The 20,661-nt window shown below is 35.2% G+C and carries 8 protein-coding genes; all 8 read right to left on the reverse strand.

Features of this window, described 5'->3' with window-relative positions; translation table 11 throughout:
- Positions 1–185: 185 nt before the first annotated feature.
- The 8 genes from ATE84_RS06420 to ATE84_RS06455 all read right to left on the reverse strand — a co-directional run bounded on the left by ATE84_RS06420 (position 186) and on the right by ATE84_RS06455 (position 20,655).
- The gene (locus ATE84_RS06420) at positions 186–3,131 is read right to left on the reverse strand and encodes a T9SS type A sorting domain-containing protein (RefSeq protein ID WP_101446842.1); all 2,946 of its coding nucleotides are present in this window, start codon (positions 3,129–3,131) and stop codon (positions 186–188) included.
- A 32-nt stretch (positions 3,132–3,163) separates the two neighbouring features.
- Positions 3,164–6,139, reverse strand: coding sequence for a T9SS type A sorting domain-containing protein (locus tag ATE84_RS06425; RefSeq protein WP_158237194.1), 2,976 nt, complete (start codon positions 6,137–6,139; stop codon positions 3,164–3,166).
- Between the two features lie 4 nt (positions 6,140–6,143).
- Positions 6,144–8,207, reverse strand: coding sequence for a fibronectin type III domain-containing protein (locus ATE84_RS06430; protein ID WP_101446846.1), 2,064 nt, complete (start codon positions 8,205–8,207; stop codon positions 6,144–6,146).
- Positions 8,208–8,295: 88 nt separating this feature from the next.
- Positions 8,296–13,059 carry a hypothetical protein gene (locus tag ATE84_RS06435; RefSeq protein ID WP_143273584.1) on the reverse strand — a complete coding sequence of 1,588 codons (4,764 nt, stop codon included), beginning with the start codon at positions 13,057–13,059 and terminating at the stop codon, positions 8,296–8,298.
- Positions 13,060–13,396: 337 nt separating this feature from the next.
- Positions 13,397–13,741 carry a hypothetical protein gene (locus ATE84_RS06440; protein ID WP_101446849.1) on the reverse strand — a complete coding sequence of 115 codons (345 nt, stop codon included), beginning with the start codon at positions 13,739–13,741 and terminating at the stop codon, positions 13,397–13,399.
- A 245-nt stretch (positions 13,742–13,986) separates the two neighbouring features.
- Positions 13,987–14,379 carry a hypothetical protein gene (locus ATE84_RS06445; RefSeq protein ID WP_101446851.1) on the reverse strand — a complete coding sequence of 131 codons (393 nt, stop codon included), beginning with the start codon at positions 14,377–14,379 and terminating at the stop codon, positions 13,987–13,989.
- A gap of 5 nt (positions 14,380–14,384) precedes the next feature.
- The gene (locus tag ATE84_RS06450) at positions 14,385–15,212 is read right to left on the reverse strand and encodes a hypothetical protein (RefSeq protein WP_101446853.1); all 828 of its coding nucleotides are present in this window, start codon (positions 15,210–15,212) and stop codon (positions 14,385–14,387) included.
- Positions 15,172–20,655 (reverse strand): fibronectin type III domain-containing protein, encoded by a 5,484-nt coding sequence (locus tag ATE84_RS06455; RefSeq protein WP_101446855.1) that lies wholly within the window; start codon positions 20,653–20,655, stop codon positions 15,172–15,174. Before ATE84_RS06455 ends, ATE84_RS06450 begins: the two co-directional genes overlap by 41 nt.
- Positions 20,656–20,661 lie beyond the last annotated feature (6 nt).

The raw sequence follows: 20,661 nt of genomic DNA on the forward strand, positions 1-20,661 counted from the left end.
CTTGTTTATTCGCCTCGTAGTTTAAACGATATTCAATACTAATACCTGGGGATATAAGGTTACCTATGTAGGTTTTGAATTGCTCAATCCTTTTGGCTTTGATACGAATTAAGATGTAACTGAGGACTTCTCTTCCGCTCTGCGGAATCTATGGATTTTCAGTGTCATTGTTTGATGTTTTCACTTTATTCTACTACTATTTTTCTAACATGAGTTTTACCAGGAATTTCTAGTAATAGGAAATAGATTCCTGATGATAGATTCCCTTCTAAATTGAAAGGGATATTGTATTCTGAAGCACCATCATCTTGATGTCTATGCAGTACACTATTATTCGCAACATTAAACAGCTTTATGTCTATAGGCATTTGCTCCTTAAGGGTTAGTTCAACGGTGAAGTTTCCACGAGTAGGATTAGGGAAAATTTTATATGTTTTTAGTTTTTCTTTTCCTTCAGTTTCCTCTTTAAAAATACGTTCTCTTATTGTTATATTTTTGGTGTAAGATTCTTGGCATCCAATTGCATTGGTAGTTTGTAGTGAGATATCAAAACTTCCTTTTTCTGTGAATTTGATTTCTGCATACTCTCTTGTAGATTCTATTATCTCTGCATTATCAGGAATGATCCATGCTACTGTAATAGGAGAAGGATTACTTACATCAACAATTATAAAAGATTCATCTACAAAAATATCTGAGGGTACAACAAATTCTGGTGTAATGGAGGTTTGCGTAGCTGTAATTTGTATGCTGCTATTGATTTGGCATCCTAACCCTGTGATTGCAGTAACGGTGTATAATCCTGTTTCTGATAAGATGACCTCTGGCGTGGTTGCGCTAAACCCATTATCAGATTCCCAGAGGTATGTTGCTAAGGGATCTCCTATGGTTGCATCTACAGTATGAGATTGTCCTTTGCATAACATTGTATTTTCCCCCAGATCAATGCTCCATAGTAGTGATGGATCAGTTATGGTTATAATTCTTTCTAATATCGGGTTTATGATATCACATCCGTTTTCATCTTGTACGGTAAGTGTGTAGACTCCCTGACTAAGATTATTGATAACAAAATCAGTACTGTTGTTAGGGATAGTATTGATTACTTTATTGAATCCTGGGTCACCGTTTTTTGCTATGCTAATCGTATAGACTCCTGTTCCTCCAATGATATCTAGAGTAATGGTTCCAGAAGCTTGCCCTATACATAACGCTTCGGTAGTTTCTATATTTTGAATAAAAAAAGGATCAGGTTGTATAATCTGGAGATCCCCAGAGGTTAATAACGGATTAGTGTTGCCAGCGTCCTGAAGGTTATCTTTGACTTGCACACGATATGTACCACCAGATAATCCAGTAGCTACAAATTCCTGAGTAGCCCCTAATATTACAGGATTTTCATAAGAATCAAAAGTACCGGTATTATTTCTAAGCAATAACTGATATTGATAATTGGGTAGTCCACCTTGTACAGTAGCTTTGATTATTCCATCATTATTAGTTTGGTCGTTATCCCCACAGCTAACATCATTTTTTTCGGTGGTTATAAACCTTAATACCGGAGGCTCATTAATTACAAAATCACTTGTTGTCGAGCATCCTTTGTTATCTGTAATGGTTAAGGTATAGGTGTCTGCTGATAAATTTGGAAGATTGATTTCATATCGATCAGGCCCTGATTGTGCTACTCCTGATCCACCAGTTACATTTGCTCCTAATGAATTTTCCCAGCTAAAGGTATAATATCCATTACTAAGAGGAGTTCCTCCTGTTACTGTTGCATTTGCATATCCATTACTAGCTCCATTGTACGTAGTAGATACTTCATCTGTTTTGATAATTACAATACCAGAAGTAGCTGGGTCAATGATTTCGGTTACTGTGGTATTACCTGTAGATGTACCAGGGCATTGATTTACATCTCGCACTTTAATAGTGTAAGTACCCGCTCCTTTTGGGATACTAACACTGTTTCCTGTAAAGGAAACCCAATTGCTATCACCATCGATTTCATAAAAGTAAGGAGGTGTTCCATTAGATACATTGTTAATAATAATACTCCCATCATTAGTAGGTCCTTGCCCTGTGGTACAGGAAGGATTGGAGTGATCAGTATTGAAAGTAACTGCGGTTGATGCATTAATTGTAATGGGAATGGTTCCTCCCGTACCTCTGGGGTCACCACTAGCATTTCTGTATTGATATTTTATCCTATAATCCCCAGGAGGGACAATATTCCCAGGTTTCCAGTCATAATAGAATACTGAACCAGAAGTATTAAAAGAATATTGTTTTTTTTGTGCTACAAAAACACCATTAGGGTCTAAGGAGACATCAAGTAATTGAAGATCCATATATCCACCTCCGACAGGGACTTGCTCATTAAACCAAAGTTTAAACCACCCATCGGTACTATCTGGGCAAGATGTGTTTTGTGGGTCTACACTAGTTAAAACAGGTGTGCATGGAGAATATTTTGCAGTGTATGTCCCCGAAAAAGGAACATTAGTACCACGACCTAATCTAAAGTGAATATCTGTAGCAACACTCGGTGGTGGAGTAGGGGCCATTATTTGTTGTATAGTTGTAGTTAATTGGTGGTTTTGTACACCTGTATCTACCCATGTTACACCATCTAAAGAATATTGCCAATTATAAGCTTCCTTAGGAAATCCTGGTGGAAACGCAAGCATGTTAATGTTGTCCCCCATACACAACTCATCTCCAGAACCTTGTCTTTGTATACTTGTGATATTGGGGAGTATACCACTGACTCTTACAGATCCTCCACAACCACCAGCACTCAATATCTGACCCAATAATAGTTCGGAAGCTGTTTTGCTTCTTGAACCATTTCTTGAACAATCTTGAGATGGAGGTCTAAGCCCTTCGCATCCTGAGTCAAAAGTTACAGAAAAATTACTATAGATTGGAATAGTAGAGTATGTTTTAGAGTTACTTCCACTGGTTATTCCACCAGAATCTATAGTTGTACCATCTCCTCCAAAACTCCAATCTAGCGATCCTGCATGACATTGAGCTTTAGAATAATTTACTGTTGCAGTATATGTTTGCGATAATCCTGTAATGGATATTAATACTAGCAACAAAAAAAATATTTTCTTTTTCATAATAGTCAATATTCATATTAAAAATAGATAAGTTATTCTACTACTATTTTTCTAACATGGGTTTTACCAGGAATTTCTAATAATAGGAAATAAATTCCTGATGATAAATTACCTTCTAAATTGAAAGGGATATTGTATTCTAATGCACTATCATCCTGGTATCGATATAGCACATTATTATTAGCCACATTAAACAGCTTTATGTCAATAGGAATTTGTTCTTTAAAGGTTAGTTCAACGGTGAAGTTTCCACGAGTAGGATTAGGGAAAATTTTGTATGTTTTTAGTTTTTCTTTCCCTTCAGTTTCCTCTTTAAAAATACGTTCTCTTATTGTTATATTTTTGGTGTAAGATTCTTGGCATCCAATTGCATTGGTAGTTTGTAGTGAGATATCAAAACTTCCTTTTTCTGTGAATTTGATTTCTGCATACTCTCTTGTAGATTCTATGATCTCTGCATTATCAGGAATGATCCATGCTACTGTAATAGGAGAAGGATTACTTACATCAACAATTATAAAAGATTCATCTACAAAAATATCTGAGGGTACAACAAATTCTGGTGTAATGGAGGTTTGCGTAGCTGTAATTTGTATGCTGCTATTGATTTGGCATCCTAACCCTGTGATTAGAGTAACGGTGTATAATCCTGTTTCTGATAAGATGACCTCTGGTGTGGTTGCGCTAAATCCATTATCAGATTCCCATCGGTAGGTTGCCAAAGGATCTCCTATGGTTGCATCTACTATATGAGATTGTCCCATACATAACATTTTATTTTCCCCCAGATCGATATTCCATAGTACTGATGGATCAGTTATGGTTATAATTCTTTCTAATATCGGGTTTATGATATCACATCCGTTTTCATCTTGTACGGTAAGTGTGTAGACTCCCTGACTAAGATTATTGATAACAAAATCAGTACTGTTGTTAGGGATAGTATTGATTACTTTATTGAATCCTGGGTCACCGTTTTTTGCTATGCTAATCGTATAGACTCCTGTTCCTCCAATGATATCTAGAGTAATGGTTCCAGAAGCTTGCCCTATACATAACGCTTCGGTAGTTTCTATATTTTGAATAAAAAAAGGATCAGGTTGTATAATCTGGAGATCCCCAGAGGTTAATAACGGATTAGTGTTGCCAGCGCCCTGCAGGTTATCTTTGACTTGCACACGATATGTACCACCAGATAATCCAGTAGCTATAAATTCCTGAGTAGTCCCTAATACTACAGGATTTCCATAAGAATCAAAAGTACCGGTATTATTTCTAAGCAATAACTGATATTGATAATTGGGTAGTCCACCTTGTACAGTAGCTTTGATTATTCCATCATTATTAGTTTGGTCGTTATCCCCACAGCTAACATCATTTTTTTCGGTGGTTATAAACCTTAATACCGGAGGCTCATTAATTACAAAATCACTTGTTGTCGAGCATCCTTTGTTATCTGTAATGGTTAAGGTATAGGTGTCTGCTGATAAATTTGGAAGATTGATTTCATATCGATCAGGCCCTGATTGTGCTACTCCTGATCCACCAGTTACATTTGCTCCTAATGAATTTTCCCAGCTAAAGGTATAATATCCATTACTAAGAGGAGTTCCTCCTGTTACTGTTGCATTTGCATATCCATTACTAGCTCCATTGTACGTAGTAGATACTTCATCTGTTTTGATAATTACAATACCAGAAGTAGCTGGGTCAATGATTTCGGTTACTGTGGTATTACCTGTAGATGTACCAGGGCATTGATTTACATCTCGCACTTTAATAGTGTAAGTACCCGCTCCTTTTGGGATACTAACACTGTTTCCTGTAAAGGAAACCCAATTGCTATCACCATCGATTTCATAAAAGTAAGGAGGTGTTCCATTAGATACATTGTTAATAATAATACTCCCATCATTAGTAGGTCCTTGCCCTACGGTACAGGAAGGATTGGTGTGATCAGTGTTGAAAGTAACTGCGGTTGATGCATTAATTGTAATGGGAATGGTTCCTCCCGTACCTCTGGGGTCACCACTAGCATTTCTGTATTGATAGATTATTTTATATTTTTTTGGAGGGACAATATCCCCGGGTTTCCAATCATAAAAGAATACTGAACCAGAGGCATTAAAAGAATACTGAAATTTTTGTGCTACAAAAACACCATTAGGGTCTAAGGAGACATCAAGTAATTGAAGATCCATATATCCACCTCCGACAGGGACTTGCTCATTAAACCAAAGTTTAAACCACCCATCGGGACTATCTGGGCAAGATGTGTTTTGTGGGTCTACACTAGTTAGAACAGGGGTACAAGGAGAATATTTCACGGTATATACTGGTGAGAAAGCACGATTATTGTAACCTAACCTAAAATAAATGTCTGTAGATGCACTAGGGCTACTTCCTAATATTTCTTGAATTGTCTTTTCTAGTTGTGGATTTACAACACCAGTATCTGTCCAAGAGGTACCATTTAATGAATATTGCCAGTTATAAGCTACAGAAGGGAATCCAAAAGGAAAAGCTCCCAATTTTAAGATTTCTCCTAAACAAACTTCGTTTCCTCCTCCTCCTATTTTTTGTATATTTAGATTAGGTTTGAATGATGAAACTATAGCACTTCCATAACAACCAAAATTAGATAAATTTTCTCCAAGAATTAATTGAGAAGCGGTTTTAAATTTTTCATTAACATAATTACATCCGCCAGGTTGACTAAGATCTATGATACAATATGCATTCATATTAATCGAAAAATTATTAAAATTAGAAACACTAGGGAAAGTTTGATTGTATGTAACAAATGAGGAGTTAAAATCACTCATAGTATAATTTGTAATACTAGTGTTGTCTCCTCTAAGGTTGAAAAAAAAACCTCTGTCATTTCCTGCACATGTATTATTCCCAGAATAATTAGAGCTTATTTCAATGTTATAGGTTTGAGCTTGACAATCATTCACAAAAAATGTTGTAATAGCTAATAATAACAAAAATATGCTCTTCCTCATCATTTTAATATTTTACTTTTATGGTACTATACCTTGAATAGGTGCCATCATTAAATATGGCTCTAATAATATAGGTGTAATTAGAATTAATGGTAAGCCCAGTATCCACAAATCGTTTTGTTTCTACAGGTAATACTCTATAGAGTAATGAGGGTTTTTTGTTATATGCTCTGTATAATTCAAATTCGGCAACTTCTGGTTCTTTATAGTTCCAGGTTAATACGATTGTTTTGTCAATTTCATTTACAGTTGCATAAAATCCTTTTACACCAGACTTTAATGTTGTTTTTGGAACAATAACAGATACCGGCGGAGCAGGAGTAGACTCCAGACCACTTTGGTCTCTGGCCAGTATGGTATAACTATAGTATTTTCCTTGTTCTACTTTGGAGTCATTGTAGGTTGTATTTTTAAATTTTGGACTTTGAAATATCAGACTCCAATCCAGATCATCTTTTCCTTTTCTATAGATATAATGTGTTTCTACATCTTCACTAGAACTATTGGCCCATTCTAGTAGTACAACTCCATTTTTAATGGTATAGGATGTAAAAACAGGCGAAGTGGGAGGAATTACATCTGGTTTTACCAATTCTAATGTTTCTGAAGGTTCAGACTTGTTATATCGTTGATCCACAGCAATAATTCTATAATATACTTTAGTATTTAAACTTTTTACTTTTACAGTATCTGTAAATGTGTAATTTTCATGAGGGGATTCTGTTAATTGAGAATATTCTTCGTGTTGCAGATTTCCTCGGTATACTCGATATCCCATAAGATCCTCTTCGGTATTAGGCTTCCATTGTAGTTGTACCACACCTGTACTATCTACTTTTCCTTCTAGGCCTATAGGTTTTTCTGGTGGGATAGAGTCTATAGGTTGTACCAGCATAGAAAAAGAGTCTCGTTGATTATTATTTTTACCATTTGCGGTTATTTTAAAATAATTGGTAGCTCTTAATTTAGTATAGCTTACTTTTCTCGAAGTTGGAGGAATATTGGTTACTACAGGTTTATATCCTCCACGATCTGTATCAGACCGTTTTAAGGTAAATCCTGTAATATCATTGTTTCCTTCTTCTGGAAATGTCCAGGTGAGTTCTACGTCACTTTCTGATGTGATGTGTTTTGTTTTTAGGTATGGAACAAATTTCAATACTTTTTTCCCTTCTCCTGAAACTACATTAGAAGCAGGGCCTATTTCACCAAAAGAAGAAACGCCTTTAATTCTGTATATATAATTTTTATCATTTGTAATAGAATCAATATAAAGGGTGCGATTATTTTCTGATTTTTCTTTATTAATTGCAGCATAAGGAATATCTCCTAATCTCTTAAAAGTACTTCCGTTTTCTGAGCGTTCTATAATATAACTATTATATGTGTTTTTCAACAATTTAGAATCCCAACTTAATAAGGTACTTCCATCCTGAAAAATTCCAACAAAGTCTACAGGTTCTGGTAAAGGTTCATAATCAATAATCCCAATATAAACGCCTCCTTCTTTAGTCTTTAATTCAAATTGAGGGATATTAGATATCACCTTATATAGGTATTTTTCATTAGGTTTAATATTAGTATCAATATATCCTAATCCTGCTTTTTTTGCAATTTCAAAATCCTGATCTGCTGCATATAACCCAAAAGCAAACCGTTGCTGTTGTTCTTCTGCACGATTTATAATAGAAGCAAGACCTCCGCCACCTTCTACTACAAAGCTTTCTCCCCATAATGCCTGTGCCATGATTGCACCATTATCACTGGTTTCGGCAATACCTTCCCATTCCATCATAGAGACGGGCATGAATTTTTGACCGATGATCAATTTTTCAGGATTTGGTAGTGTTTTTCGATCTCGGGAGATGGTATATCGCTCTAGTGTATATCCATATCGATTTCCTTTACGCCAAGCTATAGGAGTGTTTAGAGTCCAGCGCAACAAGATTTTATCTTCTTGCGCTCTTGCTATAACTTTTACTTCAGGTAATTGTTCTTTGGATTGAGCAAAAGAGAACTTTTGCCCAAAGAGGAGTATAATTATTGCTATTCCTATTTTTTTGTTCATTTTTATGTTTTTCAACCTTCGGTTTTGATGTAGCTTCGACATGCTCAGCCTGATACTGTTTTTATTTTTATATTGTTTCTGTTTAAAACTAATCTGGATTAATGTAATTAACATTACTGCTTGTGCCTGTAATACCACCAGGTAATACATATTGATATCTTGCAGGGTATTTCCCTTTTTTAATATGTGGAAATTGAGCATTTATGATATAATCGTATTTAGGATTTGGATTGGTTAAATTTGCATTAACAATATTATAAACAATATCAATAAAGTCTTCATGATAATAATACGGTAGATTATAACTATATGGCATTCTTTCTTTTAAGAAATGACTGTCTGGAGCTGCTTCTAAATACGTCTGATACCAAGTCAATTCATCCATTCCTTTTGTTGGGGGTATTCCTAATATCGATTCATCCCTATCGACTGTAAATTCTGGTTTAAGAGGATACCCTTTATAAATCAAAGGATAGATTTCATTTTTATAATAATTATCATCTAATACAGCTTCTGCCCGAATTAATGGTTTCTGCTCGGTATATTGATTTCCGGCAAGATCAACCTCATCAAATGGTTCTGAATTTTTTACGACCATCCTTAGCTTATGAATCCTCATGGTAAGCGTTTCTCTAAAGGTATTTCTATATTTTTTCCCTTTAATTTTTTCACTGAAACTATCAAATTTACTAGTGTTAAATACATAAGAAAGCATCTCTATAGTTTCAGGGTTTGTAGTAAGTCCATCAATACTTACATTTTTTATTTCCACTGTATTTTCACCATCCCCAGCAGTTGTATACTTTTCTTTTACCGTACTCGAAGTTGCACTTGGGGGTAATGTAAGTAGCTTCAACGTATATTCTTTAGTGTTTTCGATTTCTGGTAAAGGAATCATCACTTTTTTATCTCCTGCATTATATGATAGAGAACTCTCAATTGCCATATCATATTCATCTGTAAAATAGGAACGTTGAGACCATCCGGCATCCAGATTGAATAAATAGGCTTGTCCTCTTTTAAGCTTTATATATCCCTTATTGTATTCTTTTGGAAAGAAATATTTTTGCCCAATTACAGGATATGAATATGCGATATTAGTTTCTGGAATATAATCTGGCGCTGTTCCTGTCGTAAATGTGGTGTTTTCTTCTTCTTTTAGTAATTCACCGTTATAAACAACAGGTATCCATTTTCCATTAACCTTCTCTTCAAAAGTTACTGATACATATAAATTCATAGTAGTTTTTGGGGGAAGAATTTCATTAGATGTGAAACTTAAAAGGTCATTATTGTTATTCAGTGCTTGCTCACCCAATACGATTGAACCTTTATCATCTTTTATCCAAAAATCATCTAGTTTAAAACGGTAATAGTGTATCTTATATTCTTCATCTTCAACTTTTATAGGACTACCTATTTGCATATTAAATGCGACCTGAGGTACTGCAAATACATCTACTTCATTGATTTTATCACGAGGAGATATGTCAGCAATGATTTTGATATCCCCGAGTGGAGACCCTCCGCTAATCAATTCACATTCTTTACCAAATTGCATTTCGAACCTGAAATTTCCTTTTACTAAGCCTCCTAATAATCTATAATAGCCTCCCAGATATCCTCTAAACCATACTGGATTTGGTAGTTTGGCTTGCATTAATGTAGCAGCTCCGGCTTCTATAATCGGAATTCTTCTTCGTTTACCGAAAAGCTTAAAGTTAATTCCCATAGAGCCTTGTAGGTACACATAACTTTGACCATTGGCATACCATCCATTTACACCAATTTGACCACTACCTTTACACATGGCATCTCCATAATCTTTGACCATAATGTCGAAACCAAAACCTGCATTAAATCGTGCATAAAACATAAAGAAGTTCATATCTCCAGTGTCAAACTCCAGACTTGCACCAAAGGCTACTCCACGACCACCAGCCAATGCATTTTCATCGCGCATATAATCTAATACTTCGGCATCTAGTCCAAGTATTTCTGCCACCTGAGCAGGAGGAGGTGGGGATGGAGGCATATAATCTCCCATCATAAAATAACTTTTTGATGTTAATGCAACACTTCCTATTCCGATTTTGATTCCGATTGGATCTGTTGGAGTACCAATGTGAACGTACCATTCTCCAGGGCCAAAATGTATCACTGCCCAGGCAGCACGCCCTCCTGGGCCAACTCCCTTAAATACACCTCCCAGAACATCAATATACAGTTCAAAAGTGCCATGAAATGTTTTTGCTGTAAAGTCAAATTCTATAGCCATATAAGCATTGAGGCCTTTTTGACCTTCCATTACTGCAGGGTAAATAGCTTTGGATGCTCCGATAAGATCTGTTTCTTTTAATTGATTTTCTACGGCATCTGGCATCCCAGATTCATTTTCTACAATCCCACCAAAATTCTCTGATATTTCATCTCCGGCATCTTCAAAACCAGGAATTTGTAGTAAGTGAGCTTCTCCATAAAGGCTAACTCTATTAATTCCACCATGCCTGTTGAAAGCCATTTCGAAACCAAATCCACCATTGATCAAACTTTCACCTTTGGTTATAGAAAATAGCATCATCGCTTTTACGGTAAGTCCAGAGTCTCTATCAGGGACATAATTGAGTCCAGAAGATCCTATTCCGATATTAGAACTAAATCCTTCTTTTTTCATTCTATAAGAGGCACCACCACCAAATCCGGTAATCGCAAATACAGGAGGAATAGGAATAGATAATCCTTCGACCAGTCCATCAATATACCAATATCTATAATCTGTTTTCCCGAAGGCAGCACTAATGGTCACAGCAATTCCTCCGGTAAACGTAGCTTTGACCATTCCGGCAAACCCATCACCGTATACAGGATCATCATCTCTAAACTCTACAAAACCTTCTATTTTGAAGCCCATATCGGCTGCAATCTCTACACGTCGGAGTTTTATTCGTTTAAATTTCCACTTCTCAAATCCATCACCTTGTTTTAGGTCACCTTCTATAGATAAGCTTGCATTACCACTAAAACCGGCATTATCCATCAGATTAATCGCGATAGTAAAGTCTAAGGCTGCAATATTGTCTTTTGCTCTAATCCCAATTTCTGATATGGTTACAGGAAAATTGCCTACCTTAACTTCACCTGTATAGCCTGCATGACCAATTTTGATAATTGGGCTTATTGTCTGTAGTTGGAAATCCTGAAAAGTAATCCCTTCAAAATCTGCAGTTGCTGTAGCAGAGGTAGATCCACTATTAGAACCTTTGATGGCCATATTACCATGTAGTAGGGCTTTTGGTCTAAATTTTCCTTTACTAAGCCGGAGTTCTATATAGCTATTTTTGGTAAGAGTGGCTTTGGCCTTAAAAATATCAAAAGCAATATCATTTTCTGGACTGGCATTAAGCACATATTCTTCGTTAACCGGGTCAATTAATGCATTGTAGATTAGGACTGTCGTATCAGAAGATTCATATGCTATAGTTAGTCTACTTTGCTCCTTACCATTTTTGTCGATATATTTTTCGGTATGGGTACCAGAAACGGTTTCTGTAGTAACAGGTAATACCATTGCACCACCAAAACCGGCTCCCGATAAATCTCCTGCCACGAAACTTAACTGAATCCTATCTACCGAGAATTGCCACCCATCGGCATTTCCTGTATCGAGGGGGAGTATATTTTCTGCTTTAAAAGTTCCTGAAACTCCGTTGTTATCAATCAGCATTTTTTCTGCACCAAAGGAAATACGCTTATCACTTCCTTTTCTTTGAAATTGTTTAGGAAGCACTACCGTTAAGGAGGCTACATAGACTCCTCGCCATAGATCTTCTTCACCAGGAATCAGATAGGTTTGTTGATAATCATCAGTGGGCCATTGCATATTTGGTGAATTTCGCGTATCACTAAAATCAAAGATTGCTGTATTGAGTTCAAAAATGGTGTTCTTTAATTTTGGTACCTGAAATCTAGGTAGGGATATTTCTACCAAAATATCATTCCAACCGGTTGTGACGACTTCAAAACTAGTCGTTACTTTTTTTAAGATTTTGGTTGTGCCAATGGTAGAATTGTCAATGGTATTATCGGCTTTTACAGGCAGTATTTTTTTTCTAGAAAACTCTACATCTGCTGCCAGTCCTAGTTCTTTAAATCCATCGCAATCGATAGTGACATAGGTTTTTTTCTTCAAATCTCCTGTTTTGAGATCAAAGCCTCCTTTAAGGATCATTAATATATTCTTACCTTGAAATGGAATGCCTACATCGCCGAGTAGTACCAAATCGGCATCACCAAACAAACCCCCTTTATGCGATAATTTTACTCTGCTGGCGCCAAAAAATAGTTCCCGTCGTTTACCGGTTTTATCATACTGTGGTAATCTAATACGAACAAATATCTCTAACTCAGAATAGTCTTTGCCAATCTTGATCTGGCTTACCCCCATGATAAATTCTGAGCTACCTATCTCTTTCTTTATTCCTATGGGTAAGGTTACAGGAGTTTCGCCGGTGATATAATCAGTAAGGCTTTCTAAAAATTTATTTCCTGCAACCAATGTGTCAATTACACTTTTGGCTTTTGTTCTAAGGTTATTTGCTACTGTATCACTTTCAAAACGGGTATATAACTCATCTGGAGCAAATTCTTTTACAGTAGCTTTTTTGACTAACTGCTTTATATCTTTCTCGATTTTGGCATCTAGATTCGCAAACGAACGGCGCATCATTACAGGGGGTAATGGTGCGGTAGTTGTTTTTTCTGAAACCGGTTTTTTGGTGTCTTCATCTCCTGTATTCGCCACCATATGGAGCGATAGGAGTAGGGTGAGTATAAGTAGGTAGTATGGTTTCATATTAATTCTTAAAAATTATTTTAAATGTTGCTGCATCAAGTCTCCCGACTTTGAGCGCTGTATTTTACTTTATGTTTTTTAGTCCCTTATTCGTCTTTTTTATTTCTATTTAGACTTTTCGTTTTTGTTTGTTCCGCGAAGTCAGGAGACTTTTCGGAGCGGTGCCTCTACAAGCTCAGCATGACATTTTTTTATATTTATGTTGTGTTTGTATTGTTTGTTACGTTTTTTTAATTTCTTTTACTTTATGCTTTAGCTTTTTCGTTTTTGTTGTTCCACGAAGTTGGGAAGCTTTGCGGAGTGGTTTTCGTTTTTGAACTTACTTTTAATTGTTTTTTTAAATTGGATTAAAAATTTCTTTTATTTGATCAATCTTATTACGAGGTTCTGTTGCTGGTCTATAGATTATTAAATAGATCGATAAAATAACCAAGGCCATCCCCATTAATCCTAATATAATGATTCCTGATACTCTGTTTTTAAATGAATTGACAACCTCCCCTTCATTACTTGTGCTACTTTTTTTATACGATATATATTTTCGGAAATTATAAATACTAGCTGTTATAAAAAGGATTCCAAAAATACCAGGAACTATAGCATCAGTTATTTTGACATAGTTTTCGACTATCACAAATATGAAGCTTGTACTTACAAATTTTATGTTATTTAGCCAATCCATATAAACTTCTATTGTTGTTCTTTTTTAATTTTGTTTGTTCTACGCTCCGCAAAGTCTTCTGACTTCGCGGAAAACATATTCCTATATTTATTTTCCCGCTTCATAAAGTCCCCCCGCTCGCGTCTCGCTCGTGCCACTCCAGTATTATGCTATTTCTTTTTTACTCGTTTTTTCTTTCCTTATACTTTGTTCATTTTTTCTTTTATCCTCTTCTTATACTTACCGTCTCGAGCGTGATGCTCGCGCTAGCAGGGTTTATTATTATGCTTTAAGTATTCAAACCATTCTCTTACTATATATAAAAAATCTTTAGTAGGAATTATCCCAAAAATTTTTTCTCCTTCATCTAAAAATTTTTTGAATTCTTCAAGTTCAGCAAGATTTTCATCTATGTATTGACCAAAACACACTTTATTCTTAGATATTCTTATAAATGAATCGATATTAGAAATATATTCTGTTATTTCTGCCTCATTTTTCTCATCATTTTGATAACTTATGATAATATCGATCATAGATTTTAAGTCATCAAGATTATGGAATGAATCAAGTTTACTTATAAAAGAGAAATTTTGATTACTAACTATTATAGAATCGCGCCAATCATTTATTTTTTTTATTTCAATTTTGTAACTCATTAGACCTAATATATATTTGTTATAAACCCTGTGTTTAAAATATCATCTTCAATAGAACTACCTTTTACTCCGTAACCCTCCACAACAACTGTTTTTCCTTTGAAGTTTATTTGACTACTCCAAGCTGATCCATTCCAGGTTTTACTATTACTGGAAAAGGCTATAGCTACAAGTTCTTCAACTTCTTTTAAAATGAGTCCTTCAGGATATAAGCTAGCTAAACCAGCAGAATTATTCCCTTTTTTTAACCATATTAACTTGGAACTTTCATTCAAGGCAACTATCGATCCATCATTTTTAATCTGTAACCATCCATTTTTGTCCAATACTCTTACTGCTGCAGGAATTATGTTTAATGCTTTAGTGCCATCATCCAATTCAGACCCTATTTGAGTTTGCGAAACGGTTATGGTCCTTGTAACCGGAGGCATTACGGGATTATACGCTATACCTCCAGTATTAGGTCTTTCCAAATAGGTAATCGTTGAACTAGGTTGAGCGAAAACTTCAGAATTATTAGGGTTTAGATAATGTCCCCCATGCAGGCCTGATAGAGACATATGAATTACATCTACTTCTCTTGCTAATTGATTTGGTCTTAAATTGTGTTTTACATTATTAATTAACTCTGGATTGTTTTGTAATATACTTTGGATAGTAGATGCATCCTGCACAATTCCAGTACTTCCGGATAAGAATTCTGAAGGATTATATATTTTTTCATGTACCTTAACTCCTCCAGATTTTATAATTAATTTTAGGTCTCCATTATATACGTGACCTATTTTACCATTATCTATTATATTTTTCCAGACTTCTAAAAAAAACAACATCGCTAGAATCCCCTAGTTTTACGTTTTTCCAGATATCGATTAATTCTGCACTATTCTCGTTTAACTTAGTTAATTGCGCTGAATTTATTCCTTTAAAATCTGTTATGAATTTAGTTTTTAATGATTCTGAAAAACCATTTACTTTAGTGTATATTTCCGGGTAATCTCGTTGTAAAACAGTAATGAATGATTCTTCTAAAGCTAAATAAAATTGTCCTCTATTGTTTAGATCTTCAATAATAGATAATAGACTAGTTTTCAAAACTTCATTTGCATCGATATATGCAATATCTTTTATTGTTCCAACAACTTTTGTGTTTTGTAAAGCTATAGTTGTAGGTAACCATCTTACAGATTCAAGAGCAGGTTTTGCAACTCCAGCTGTAGGATATACAATATTAGCAATTGAAGAACTACTACCATCTCTGAAAATCTTCAAATAAGGAGAGTATGCGTTTACAGATGCTTCAACGCCCATAGTTATTCCTGTTGTCGTAAATTGAGAATTAAATATCTTTAATCTAGCTTGAACTAAATTTCTATATAATGAACGAGGAATATATGCTGTTCTATTAAATCGAGGAGTATTTTTTACTGCTAAAATTAAATTATCTATTAACTCTAGCTCCTTAATTTTTTTGACATTAGATAATTTCTTAAATTGAATAATGTAATCATCCAAATACTGTGGATTTATGACCACTTTTGAAAATTTATTTACAGTTTGACTATTTTCTACAAATGTTATAAACCTTCTACTACCATTTACTAATAAACTACTAGTTGATGCAACTGCTCTTGGGATATTAGCTATATTGTATAGGTTATAGATAGCATTCCAGGTTGCTGCTATTTCTGGATCTACGTTATCTGAACTTTCATTGACTATTGTAAAGACAAAGTCAGTACCAAAAATAGCTAAATCTAATGCCAACAATGGTGTTGTTGCTCCACCTGTGGCAAAAATACTTGCAACTACTAATCCATCGGCAGCAACTCTAATAATTACCTGATTTTGTTCTGTATCAATTGATGAGTCAAGCCAATGTAAGAATATTGCGGGAACATTTGCAATTTGATTTTTTTTAAGGATTATTTTTCCATTAAGTTTTATATCCTCTCTAACAACCAGAACTATTAGTTGGAAAGGTTCTATTTTTGAATCGAAAAGATGTCCTCCAGTAAGGTCTCTAGTAAAATACTCCCAATAATCTTCTAACTCTGAATAATCAATGTAATTAGTAGAAGCAACGATATCTACTTTGTTATTCTCATTTGAAGTTTCTAAAGAATAGTCAAATTCTTCCGTTAAACCACCATTACTTAGATCGAAAGCAAAATTTACTACTCCCAAAGCATTAGCTCTCCATAGAGGTAAAATCTTATATTCATTTAAATCACAGGGATTATCCACGAATGTATTATCAGTTACATTACCTTCTACACAATTCTTTAGGAAAGTATGATAAACTGTTTTTCCGGCGCTTTTCGTTGTTTCATTAATTAGATTCTCATTTAAATAACTTACCAAAATACTTCTTTCCGTAAAATCTAAAACATTCCAAATTTTCCAAAACAACTCATAGCCTTTATCCTTTAGACTATTTATCATTGACGCTTTATCGGTTTCATTTATGACTAAATAAAGAAGGATCTCTTCGGTTCTGTCATTTCCACGATTTTTACTTGGCAGATAATTAAGAGCACTAATTCTATCATCAAAAGGAATGCTTTCCCACAAACAGAATACATCATCATATTGTCTTAATAATTGAGTGTCAGTAATATTTTTTATTTTATCAAGTACAACTCCAGATTCCCAATATATTGTTCCAAAACGGAGGCTATAAGAGTTAGCATTTGATGAAGATATTTGTTCAGGAACATACTGCTTGAGAAAATCATGCATTGCGTATGGTTCTGAAGATGAAGAAAAGGATGTTGATAATTGTTTGAATTTATCAATGTGACTCTTTAAAGTGGTAAAGCCATTGATATTTTTTTCTTCCCAATCATTAACAACAACGTAGTGAAACTTGTCTGCATCTACATTTTCCTCATAAAAAAATAATGGAACATCTGAATTGAAGCAAGACAAAAGTTCCTTGTTTTTTTGTAGTTGTGTTGCGTAAATAAAGCCGTATGCTATTGCTGTAAAATCATTTTCATCACAAAAGCAGAATTCTGAAGCTAAGAAATTGATAACATCAGTTTCGAAACGAGGGTTAAAATCAGCTGGGACATATACAATATTATCATCACTTATTTGATCAAAACCATGTTCGTTTATAATGTAATCATAAGGTTTTAAGCTTCCACTCCCATTATATGTTGATGTAATAGTACCAAAATCAAACTGACCAAAGAAGTTATTTATTAACATTGCCTTAAACACTACCGCATCTCCAGATACACATGGTAATCCTATAATAGCATTCTTGTTCTTTTCATTGGAGTAAATATCTATATATTGACTTTCAGATGTACAACCTTTACCTTGTTTAAAGTACCCTGCAAAGTTTGTACTATTACAAGAAGCGCAAAAGGAATACTTTATATTGTCAATCACAAAACTTTTAAGTGATCCAAAGGGTTCTATTGTAAAATTATCTTCACAATTTTGTAGGTTTAGATCATCACCCGTACTAAATGTCACTGAAGATGTTTTTCCAGGCAGTGATATTGGTTTTCCTGACATTGAAATGAATGTAAAAGAACCGTCTTCATTCTTAAACTTGTCTAAGTTTTCCATATTGGAGACTGTAGCTTGCTCCCCATCCTCATCTCCTTGAAACCAATAGATCTGAATCCCCGGAGCATGCATTTTCTCCCAATCCATATGGTTTAATTGGATACCGGTACCATAATCCATTAACAGATCTGTATTGCCGGATTGAGTATCATATTCGGTAAAAGAGTGTTCTAATCCAAATACACCGTGTCCTAATTCGTGGGCGGCGACTCTACCTTTGTCGTTTTGTGCAAATACAAATCCAAATTGGCTTTTTAGCGGCATAAAACCATCGGTACTACTATCAGAAGGAGGGATATCTGTTACAAACAGGTAATACGTATTTTTTTGGTATGTACCTGTAGCTTTAAATGTATTGATCCAGGCTTTTTCTGCTTCGGTATAGTAGGTTAATAGTTTGCTGTCTCCAACATCTATAGTGGTATCTGATATAGAGATAGGGTTAGCTTCGGTTACTTTAAAACGAATTCCTGCCGGGTTATAGATTTCATTAATTCGATTTGCAATCCCAGATAAGCTGGCTCCATTTACCGAGATGAGTTTTATATTAATATTGCTTACTTCCTGGCTGGCTAGGTGCATTAAGCTAAAGGTACCTGCAATGGTGTATTGCCCTCCAGAATCCTTAGGTTTTACCGTTGCCAGAATTTCTTCTTTGGTAAAATCAAATTTTTTCTCAAGAGTAAGTGTAGCGATGGTGCCGTTACTATTCCAGTTGGCGTCTACTTTACCTCCTTGTGCGGTTTTAAAGACAATATCATCTTTGGTGATCTTGCTGTCAGAGAATGAGGCTTTTGCTATTATAACATCAGATTGATGAGAACTTAAATCAGATATCGCTTTATAGGGTACCGGATATGTTCCACCGTTTGCTATAGGTAGTTCTTCGTATTTTCGTTTTAGTTTATCAGAAGCTCCATTGGGTAGCATATCAAAGGAGTAATATCCGCTTCCTTTTTCAAAAACGATATTGACTCCTGTAGCCGTTATGTTTGAAACTCCGCTACTGCTCATCCCTGCAGTATTACTGGCTGTAGGTTCTCCTCCTTCTGCAGCAGGAGTTTTGGTTACATCACCTTCGCGACTAACTTCCCATGAGGTTCCGTTGCTATCTATGAATACTACATTTTCTCCTCCTTCTTCTGTAATCTCCTGCCCATCTGCTCCTGTAACGGTATATGTTCCATCTTCATTAGCGACTACATTTGTAATGACAAAATCTACATGAAATACATCCAGATCATCATTGTCACCAGTTACGACCTCAATGATCTCATCGGCATCCACAATACTACCCCAATTTGGATCGTATGTAGTAACCACAAAACCATCTACCAATTTCATATCAGTATTGATTTTGATATTTTTAAATTTTACAGGAATACGCACCGTAGCTAACCAAGGAGTACTGATATACCCCTCGCCGGTAAAACTACCTGATCCGGATACTTTTTTTACATATACTGGGAAATCACCAGCAGTAAATACGGCATTCTCTAAAAGCTCGGTAAGCAACTCCTGATTAGAAAGATCTACGGGATCTGCTTCTATACCGCAAGCGGTATATTCTGCTAATTCATCACTTAGTGTTCTAAAAGTTTTGGTATTAGATTCTGCAAAATTATCGGTCGTACAGTTTCCTAGTATTTTATATTCATAAACGGTATCTGGTTTAAACTCATCTACAGTAACATATTCCCGAGGGGTTGTTTTTTTATACCATTTATTGCTCCCCGATTCTCGATATAGTACAGAATAATCCAAATGATCAGGATGTCCAATCCAACTTATGGTTGCATTGGTTCTACTTACATCCTGAACCTCTATATTTGTAGGAACAGTACAGGGACTTAGATAGTCAAACCAAAAAATCTCGCTATTACCATTATTGGTAAATACAGAAACTTCTTCGCCGTTATTGGCAGCAATTGCACGTATTCTCCATGCATATCGTTTACCAGGTAACAATAAGGGATGTATAGGACCATATAATAAAGAAGTCGCTGTAGTGATTTCCTGATATAAGGGAGGAGAAGATAAAAACACGGCTTGTGGATCAATATACCGATCCCACACTTCTACAATACTAAATTCGTAAGATACATTGGGAACATTGATATGTCTCGGTGTCCATTGAAAAATAATATTGGTGGGGTTATGTTCTGTTATTTTAGATTTGTTATCCGGTTTGTTAAGAAAAGGCGGATAATTATTGACCAAAAATATGTTGGCACAAGTTTTTGCAGATAATCGATTTCCATTAAAGGCATCAAAGACTTCGAAACAAAACTGATATCTCCCGTCTGGTAATGTACCATTATGTTGTGCCGGTGATATACCTCGCAGGTTTTGCTGCTCAAAATATGGGGCTAATTCTGCAATCGATAACTGTAAAGGAATACCTGGATCCAGAATTAGAGTGGGTGCTCCGACAACTACAGATGTACTTGTGGCATTAAGGTCCTCACCTTCTATAGAAACACCTAATCGTATTTCTCTACTCGAGGCAGTAATATCTGCAAATACGATTTGAACTCGTAATGGGCTATTGACCAATGCTGCATTTGCATATCCAGATAGATTTGTTGGATATGGCGGTGTTGCCTGAGCGGCAACGCGTACAGGATAATTTTGTGCAGATACAAAAGCAAACTGCAGTACTAACAGAAATATAGGTAGTAATTTTTTCATACTTTA

The organism is Aquimarina sp. MAR_2010_214, assembly GCF_002846555.1.
Taxonomy (GTDB): Bacteria; Bacteroidota; Bacteroidia; order Flavobacteriales; family Flavobacteriaceae; genus Aquimarina.